The following is a 6,494-nucleotide window of genomic DNA, read 5'->3' as shown; positions in this document are numbered from 1 at the left end:
ACTCCATACCCATCACTTCTTTTAATTTTGGGTTGACCAACTGTTGATCCAAATGCCGTAGGCTATCGGTTTCATCATTAATCGCATAGAGAAAGAGTTTCAGAACTTTCTTAAATGTTAACTTTTTTGAATAGCGATTAAACTGACTGATAGTCTGTCGAGACGATTCACTTAATGTTTCTAAAGAAATGTAGGAAAACCATTTATTTATGGTCATTTTTGTTTTATACTTATCCATGTTGTAGTCCTTTGTTTTGGTCTTGGATAAGTCATCCAACCCCATTATAAAGGACTTTTTTATATCATGAAACAGTTAAATTTTTAATGCAACACTAGTGTAACTTTTTATTTAAATCTATAAATACTTTCCCTGGAATTTTGCTTAAGACATTTTGACCGACCTTATTACTAAAATTAATGCCAGATTTTTTTAGAACATCTCCTGCTGACTTCCCTACAATACATGCATACACGAAAGTCTGTACAGCATCCTCATTTAGGTCATATCCCTTTATTATAGCTATTGCTGCTATCATTCTCATTTGTACATACGTAACAGATGTAATATTAACTGGTAGGGAAAATTTCATAAAAGCTATCCCACCAAAACCAGCAATAAATCCATTAATAGTATTCTTACTCAGCTGATTACTAATTAATCTATCAATCGCTTCATCTGTATTACCGTATCTACTTATATAATCATTGGCCAAATCTTCTATAGGTTTAGAAACTTTAGGAATCCCAGTTAAACATTTATCATAAGCAAAGTCTAAAATTTGAGATCCTTTAGATGTATCTTTCTCCAAGGTTTCACATCCCTTCTCTTGTTACGTTAAATTAACATGTATAATTCTTATTTTTACAAACTAATTTAATCTAAAATCTGTAATCCTAATAAAAAATTTATTGAGCCTTGATGAATTATCCCTTATAACATTTAAGGAAATTCATTGCAAATTATTGTTCAGTAAACTTTACAGATTATTATTTTCGTGAAATCTATTAGATTCAGTTCATTTATATCAACAACTTTAAAATAAAAGGTTTTATTTATCTCAACTCATTATCCAAAGGCACAATCACTTCATCCAAAACAGTTCGCCATTCCCGTTTCATTGCTTGCGCATATTTAAAGGGTTTAGCTTCCGGGTTTACCGCTTTATAACTCTCATAGTCTTTGCTTTCAATAATGCTTCCGATATTTGGCACAGGATCAGCTCCTACCATATACTGAATAGCTGAGGAATGAAGTTCGTGCCCCGATACAAACCATTCATTAGCGAAGCCTTTAATTGCTCTGTCTCTAGCACTTGTAAAATACTGCCTCTTCACTACAAAAATATCTTCATTTACATCTAATTCTTCTGCATCCATTGCATTTAAAATCGAACGATATACATTTCTGACGATTTCACTCTTATTCAATTTCTGTAATGCTTTCTCAATTTCATCCCGCACATCTTGATCGTTTGCTGAATAGGTATCAAGCAGTCGATCAATATAAGTGGAATCAATATCGTATAACTTAATATTGTTTTCACCGTAGAATTCGATACCTGAGAAATCAACTTCTCGTTTTGGATCAATGACTTCTTCATCTACTAATGATCCTTTAATAGTGTTATAAACACCCTGTTGTTCTTCCAAGATACTGATCTGGTCTTTTAGAGCGTTGGACGTCTCCATATCGTCGTTATAATCATCATAGGTTACTAGTGCCTCATAAGAGTTATTCAGCTCCTGATAGGCTTTTACGTAGTCTACACGTGTTTCAATCGATGAATGTTCATCTACATCACCGGGTACAATGATAAATTCTTTTACATTCTGGTAAGCTTTATTAAACCGTTTTTTTGATTCCTTATATGTTGGGTATATTAACCCCGTTTCTTCCTTAGCTTCTGAATATAACTTTGTCGCATCGGCTACATTCTTTTCCATTGTATGGGGCTTACGAAATGTCACGATTAGACCCTTCGTTTTTCCTGGGAACGTTCGATTGGTCCTTGAAAAAGATTGAATTAAATTAGCGTAACTCAAATTACGGTCGACAAATAACGTCTGAACGGTCGGCGCGTCAAATCCAGTTAGTAAGCGATCGACAACAATTACTAAATCGATTTGTTGTCCTATCTTCTTAAACTCTGCTTTTTTTCGGGCTAAACGATTATTGATGTCTCCGTTATAGCGCTCAATATCCTTTAGAGACCATGAAGTATTATAATATTCATTGTATTCTTCGATAATATTCTGCATTTCCTTTTCTTTTTCATTCGATTCTTCGGTATTCTCATCCAAAGAATAGGTAATAGCAACCCTTGGAAAATCTGGATCGTCAATCGTTCTTCCTGTCCGTACAGGATGTTCACTAAATTCTTTTTCTATCCAGCTCGGCTCACTCGTCATTTCTTTTATGGCGTAATAATACTTTTTAGCCATATCGATCGAGCTAGTGGTTAGAATAGCCGATTTTTGTGGTCTTCCATTTTCAAAATCAAATTTTGTATAGGCATTATCAGGACGTAGTATTTTACGAAGAACCTTTTGTATATGCTCATCCTGTTCGTATACGTCGTTAGTTAAATAGTCTTCTTTTTTGATCTCGTCCATATTGTCGATTAGCTGATTAATCTTTTTAGTAGAGTATGAAGCAGGTTCTTTTACTTTCTCTAACTGATGAAAGATTTGATTACTTAGAGAAACTGGTTCAATAGTATCTTCGTGTTCTACTTGAAACCCAAGTACCGATTCGTCCTCCAAAGCGTTCTTAATTGTATAGGTATGCAATACCTCTCCATATTGATCATGAGTTGTACGAGCTAGTTGCCCTTTAGCCTGCTTCTTGTTTTCTTCAAAAATAGGAGTCCCCGTGAAACCAAACCAAGTAGAATTTGGGAAGAAGGTTTTAATTTCTTCCATGCCTTCTGCACTTACCGCTCGATGACATTCATCTACGACAAATATAATATGCTGCCCTAATAATCTCTTAAAGCGGTTCGTTCCTTTATTCTCTTCTTGACGTTTAGCGTAACGTAATGCAGCATCTAATTTCTGTCGAGTCGTGACAATAATAACATTAGAATTGGCATCAGCCAAAAGGGTCTTACTCAATTCTTTTGCACTATCCGTTCCCACTATTAAACTGTTCTCTTTATTACTTCCCGAAGACATGCCTGTATTAAACTCCGAAGCAAACTTCGAAAACTCTGAAGTTGTTTGATTATCCAGATCTTTTCTGTCCACTAACATAATAGTCCGATCGATTCCCGATTTTCTAGCAAGTAATTTAGTGGATACAAAACTTGTCAAGGTCTTTCCTGAACCAGTAGCGTGCCAAACATAACCAGATTGGTGCTTATTTGCAGCAGTAAACAACGCTTCAATAGCGTGAACTTGGTAAGGATGAAGTACCATCAAATTTCTGTTGTCCTGGTCTTCACTCACAATTGTATAGTGAGCAACCAGTCGATGGGCATCAGGGATATTCAAAACCTGTTTGCAGAATTCATAAAGGTTCTCTACTTTGGTGTTATCCTTAGTGCGCCAACCGAATATAAATTTACGGTGCATATCTTTCGGTAAAGCATTGGCAAAATATCGTGTCGTTTGTTCATTGGAAATCACAAATAGTTGTAGTGTTGAAAAAATGTTATTTCGAAACATACCTTCATCGGCATACTTTTTCACTTGATTAAATGCTTGGAAAACACCGTCTTTGGCACTCGCTTGTTTTAATTCAATTTGAACTATTGGCAATCCATTTATTAGCAATGTGACATCAAACCGGCGATCTCGGCCATCAATATCTGTATTCTTCTTAGCAATTTGATTAACCACTTCATATGTAGAAATCCCTCCACCAATATCTTGACTGGAGTATAAAATCAAAGAAACAGATCCCAAGGTGGCATCTTCACGTTCTAGCGTAATACGTGCAATCCCATTTTCGCCTTTCAACCATTTAGCTGCATCGAAAGGTGTTTTAGTTCGTGTTAACAATTCTGTTTTAAGTGTGTCAAATTCTTTATCTGTCAGCGGCTGTTCACCAATCTCAGATAGATTATTCTGAGTAATTTTTTGCCTTAGATTTTTCCATAAGTCATCTTCTGACTTTAAATCTTCTCGGTAAGTCCATTGATTATATCCTTCACCTAATACTTCAATGAGTCTAGCTTCAACACCAGCTTCCCCATACTTATGAATCGATTCCACGATTTGGCACCTACCTTTCTTTATATTCTGTTATTATATCATGAAAAACTTTACAGGTGACTGTTATTCAGCGTTTTGTCGCTTGGGAACAGCGTAAGTTAAATGAGCTAACTGATTATACTGATTATCGAGGTAAAAGCCCAAAGAAAGCTGTAGAAGGAGTACAACTTATTACAGCGAGTAATATTCGATATGGGTATATAGATTACAACGCTGACAAGCAATTTGTATCGGAAGAAGATTACCCAGATATTATGCGCAGAGGAATGCCTAAAATAGGGGAAGTATTGTTTACAACAGAAGCTCCATTAGGAAACGTAGCCCAAGTAAACAATGAAAACATAGCTTTAGCACAGCGAGTGATCAAATTTGATGGAAAAGAAAATTTAATAAATAACGACTATTTATTCGAATATTTCTTAGCTCCAACTTTCCAAGTAGAAATTAATAAAAAAGCAACTGGCGGTACTGTGAAGGGGATAAAAGGGAAAGTTCTTCATAAAATTTTTATTAATTTTCCAAAAACAATTGAGGAGCAATTAAAAATTGGTAAACTTCTAAAACTTCTCGATGAAACTATCGCTCTTCATCAGGAGAAGTTAGATAGGTTGGATGAATTGAAAAAAGGATATATGCAGAATGTCTTGCCTCAAAAAGAACAAGACCTACCAAAAGTTAGGTTTACACATTATCATGGGAAATGGGAACAGTGTAAATTAGGAAAAATTGCTAATATAAAAATGGGTCAATCTCCAAATGGAAATAGTTATACTAACAACCCGAATGACCATATTCTAGTTCAGGGTAATGCAGACCTCAAAAATGGTGAAGTTGTTCCACGAGTTTGGACTACTCAAGTAACAAAGACAGCTAATCCTAAAGATATTATACTAAGTGTCCGTGCTCCTGTCGGTGATGTAGCAAAGACTAACTATTCTGTCGTATTAGGACGTGGAGTTGCTGGTATTGATGGAAATGAATTTATATATCAAAATCTCTTAAACTTGAAAGTTAATGGTTATTGGAAAAGGTATAGTACAGGTTCAACATTCGAATCAATAAATTCAAATGATTTAAAAGATGCTTCAATATTTGTGCCCTCGAAGAAAGAGCAATATATGATTGGAGATTTATTGGAAAAACTTGATAAAAACATTTTTTTACAGCAAACTAAGATAAATAAATTAGTAGATCTGAAAAAGTCTTTTCTACAAAGAATGTTTATTTAGTAATCTAGTTGTAAGAACTAAGCTAATAGGGATTTCCTATCAGCCTGGTTCTTAATTAAATTCACCAAACTCTATCTATATCTAGCTCTATCGTATTTTACAATAACATAGCTAGATGTCTCATAATCTTATCATTATCCTGGTTTTCAAGTTCATTGATTATGTGTAAATATGTTTCCTGTGTGGTTGTCATGCTAGAATGACCTAATCTTTTTGCTACACTAGCAATAGATACATTTGCAAATAAAAGTAGAGATGCATGAGTATGTCGCAATCCATGAATAGTTATAACCGGTATATCGGCATTTAGACACAGTGTTTTTAATCTATTGTTAACTGTAGAGTTAAAAACTCTGCCTTTGACGAAAATAGGTTGATCACTTTGCATATTTTTAATTAACTGAGAAAATTGCATAGCTGTTTGCCAATCTAATTGAACTTTTCTTTTCGATGATTCATTCTTTGTAGATTGAAATCCACCTTGAGTATGCTTATAATTCCAGGTTTTACTAATAGTAATTTTCTGTTGAGAAAAATCAAAATCATTTGGTGTCAAAGCCAGTGCTTCGGAGAACCTTATGCCTGTTTTAGTAATTAATAGAATGAACCAATCCCAGTTTATTTCTTCTGTAAGATTTAAGTTCTTCAATAATGCTTGTACTTCAAATTGATTAAGAAATTTATGTTTCTTTTTCCTACCTGAATTATTCATACCTCTAAATGTGGATAACTATTTCTATTAAACTCACTGCTTTTTTAGACATTTTTAAGTATTAACTGTCTATCATGCCACTTTATATCCTTCTCGATTAGATTGAAAACAAAAAGATGGAAAAAAGAGTATAAAGACCCCTTGGTCTTACAATCGTCAAAAAATTAATATGATCTTCTGGAGTAGCTAATGCAACAGAACCAGCTGTTGAATATTCTCCAATATTGTCCAGAACAGTGAAGAGAAAACGTAACCTGTGGACAAGCGGACTTTTATTTTACGCGCATGTCGTGTCAGCCTTCCAGCAATGTGGAAAACTTTAAACCGAATAGTCGCCA

General features: G+C 34.5%; 4 protein-coding genes and 2 pseudogenes. 1 reads left to right on the top strand and 5 read right to left on the bottom strand.

The window, feature by feature from the left end; all coding sequences use genetic code 11:
• From BLR76_RS11000 to BLR76_RS10990, 3 genes and pseudogenes are all read right to left on the bottom strand, one after another.
• Window positions 1-238: pseudogene (locus BLR76_RS11000) on the bottom strand (IS4 family transposase); the annotation flags it as partial.
• 94 nt (window positions 239-332) lie between these two features.
• Window positions 333-809 carry an EcsC family protein gene (locus BLR76_RS10995; RefSeq protein ID WP_091268895.1) on the bottom strand — a complete coding sequence of 159 codons (477 nt, stop codon included), beginning with the start codon at window positions 807-809 and terminating at the stop codon, window positions 333-335.
• A 244-nt stretch (window positions 810-1,053) separates the two neighbouring features.
• On the bottom strand, window positions 1,054-4,206 hold the full coding sequence (locus tag BLR76_RS10990; protein WP_425425725.1) for a type I restriction endonuclease subunit R: 3,153 nt from the start codon (window positions 4,204-4,206) through the stop codon (window positions 1,054-1,056).
• Window positions 4,207-4,271: 65 nt separating this feature from the next.
• Here BLR76_RS10990 and BLR76_RS11700 point away from each other — a divergent pair, with 65 nt between their 5' ends.
• Window positions 4,272-5,444, top strand: a complete 1,173-nt coding sequence (locus BLR76_RS11700) for a restriction endonuclease subunit S (protein ID WP_143009254.1) — start codon at window positions 4,272-4,274, stop codon at window positions 5,442-5,444.
• Between the two features lie 97 nt (window positions 5,445-5,541).
• Here BLR76_RS11700 and BLR76_RS10980 read toward each other — a convergent pair.
• Both BLR76_RS10980 and BLR76_RS12500 read right to left on the bottom strand, forming a co-directional pair.
• A pseudogene (locus BLR76_RS10980) lies at window positions 5,542-6,141 on the bottom strand (site-specific integrase); the annotation flags it as partial.
• 201 nt (window positions 6,142-6,342) lie between these two features.
• Window positions 6,343-6,486 (bottom strand): hypothetical protein, encoded by a 144-nt coding sequence (locus tag BLR76_RS12500; protein WP_425425724.1) that lies wholly within the window; start codon window positions 6,484-6,486, stop codon window positions 6,343-6,345.
• Window positions 6,487-6,494: the final 8 nt, after the last annotated feature.

Source organism: Alkalibacterium thalassium (genome assembly GCF_900101165.1).
Taxonomy (GTDB): Bacteria; Bacillota; Bacilli; order Lactobacillales; family Carnobacteriaceae_A; genus Alkalibacterium; species Alkalibacterium indicireducens.
The sequence above is the reverse complement of the archived record's forward strand: the minus strand, read 5'-3'. Positions and strand labels throughout refer to the sequence as shown.